Source organism: Photobacterium sp. DNB22_13_2 (assembly GCF_052873915.1).
On sequence record NZ_JBNNXU010000047.1, the window covers coordinates 1 to 2,174 of the forward strand.

General features: G+C 45.9%; 1 protein-coding gene. It reads right to left on the bottom strand.

Annotated elements, in window-relative coordinates; genetic code table 11:
• Nucleotides 1-112: 112 nt before the first annotated feature.
• Nucleotides 113-1,585, bottom strand: a complete 1,473-nt coding sequence (gene ltrA, locus ACVA58_RS27710; RefSeq protein ID WP_446513473.1) for a group II intron reverse transcriptase/maturase — start codon at nt 1,583-1,585, stop codon at nt 113-115.
• Nucleotides 1,586-2,174: the final 589 nt, after the last annotated feature.

Here is a 2,174-nt window from a genome sequence, read left to right on the forward strand (position 1 = left end):
TGTCGGATAGGCGACACCTGTTACCAAGTGCCGCCCTCCTAAGAACCGTACGTGCAACTTTCACTGCATACGGCTCAAGCCTCCGCTAAGGCGTATTACGTTACCCAGCAACCTAGATAGCAGTTAAAGCAGGGTCAAACCAAGAGTGGCGGCTTTCCTTTTTCGGCTTCCTCTTTGCCAAGTAATCTTGGTAAAGAGGATCGAACGGGGTTGCTGCACTTCTAATTTTCACATGCCTTTTAATCGGCGTTTTCGCTATTTGAATTAGGTTGTAGCGACAGTCCATATTGGCGATTTTCTGCCAACCGTGAAATTGCCACCCACCACTTCTATTCATGTAGTATTTTCGCCTTACCCAGTCTTTTGGTTTGGTGGGATGACGTCTTACCGCCCATCGCCACAGTAACCAGAAGATTTGATGACCGAGATAACCGAAAGTACGCTTTGCAACGCAGTGGCGATAATAATTCGCCCAGCCTTTTAGTTTAGGATTCAATAATCTAATGAGATCATTGACTGGCATTGTTGCGTGCTTCTTGATGAGTTCACGCAAGTTACCCAAGAAAGAGAGAACGTTACTCTTGTTCGGTTTGATGAGCAGTTTGCCTTTGTACTTCCTGAGGTTAAAACCCAGAAAATCAAAGCCATCATCTATATGAGTAAGGTGCGTTTTCTCTTCGGAGAGTGCCAACCCTCTTTCTTTTAGAAAATCAATCAGTCGTGGTTTGACTTCGTTAACAAGAACACCTTTTGATGAACCTGTTATCACAAAATCATCCGCATAACCTATAAAGTTGACTCGTTCTCCCGATTTCTTAGCTACTTCTTTTACGAGTTTTTCTAAACCCGCGAGTGTCAGTAACATAAGCGTTGGGGAGATAATTCCGCCTTGCGGAGTTCCTTCCGAAGTTCGGTAGAACAAGCCCTTATCGATGTAGCCTGAGCCTAACCACTGCTTCAGCATCCTTTTGTCTGTTTGAACATGTTCAAGTAGCCATTCATGCCCGATCTTGTCAAAGCAAGCTTTAATATCCCCCTCTAAAACCCAACGACCTGAACGCTTTAGACACAAGCATTTGAAGCATTGTTGAATCGCATCTGCCGTACTGCGATTAGGACGAAAGCCATAGCTATTTGGGTCTGCTATCGTTTCCGATATCGGCTCCAAAGCAAGCAGATAAAGCGCTTGTTGCGCTCGGTCTATCATGCATGGAATGCCTAGGGGTCTAAGTTTGCCATTCTTTTTAGGGATGTAGATACGTCTGAGGGGTTTGGCTCGATAGCCTTTACGGTTCAATTGATTAACTGCGGTCATTCGACGTGCATCCGTATTCCAGATGACACCATCGACTCCAGGAGTGTTACTGCCTTTGTTTTGGGACACTCGCTTCACAGCCAGTAATTTAGCTGATCTCGAGTGCGTTAAAACCCACTGCAAAGCTTTCGCTTTACTGTGTTTTCCCTCTCGGGTTGCTTTTGCAATGCGCATTTGAAGCTTTAACACGTTCGACTCTACGGCTTTCCAATCGATGGATTGCCATTGAGCGCCGTTAGAAGAGGCACTAGCTTCTGATGAAGCCATCATTTGCGTTTCCCCTTGAATAAAGTTCTTCAAATCATCTTGCAACGGGAGACCAGTTAGAAGTCAGCTCGCTTTCGCGCCAGGTATAAACCTGTATCCACTTCATTACAAAGCGACCTTTGCTTTTTCTAACCTCCTTTACCTGCACACCTATCGGCAATCTTCGCAGACTGCTTTCCCAATGGGAGATATACAGGCTTACCCTGTTCCGTATGTCGCGCAAAATATCAGCTTAGATGCCCACTATAGTGCGGAGAGTACATCGATCACGAAAGAGTACTGTCCAACTTCTTTCCGACTCTCATTGCCGTTTTGGCCACAGCGTATTAACCACTTCCGCTGCTTCATCATATAACGCGCCTTACGTGGATTCACTTACGTTCATCATACTGACACCCTAGCACTTACCCAATTTGTGGTTATCAGGAGGAACGTCCTCTCACGATTCCATTCCCACTCGGTCTAACGACCGAGTTTCGTTACATTGTCGGATCCGCTGCTTTATTCAGGATCCTAGGGTCATCTGGTGATACAGATGGTTCACTCTTGTCGTGGTGAACAACGCTTCATACGACTTCAGGTCGCACGGACA

Bases quoted from the DNA above. Each gene is read 5' to 3' on its own strand.
- ltrA (WP_446513473.1), bottom strand. From the start codon at position 1,585: ATGATGGCTTCATCAGAAGCTAGTGCCTCTTCTAACGGCGCTCAATGG.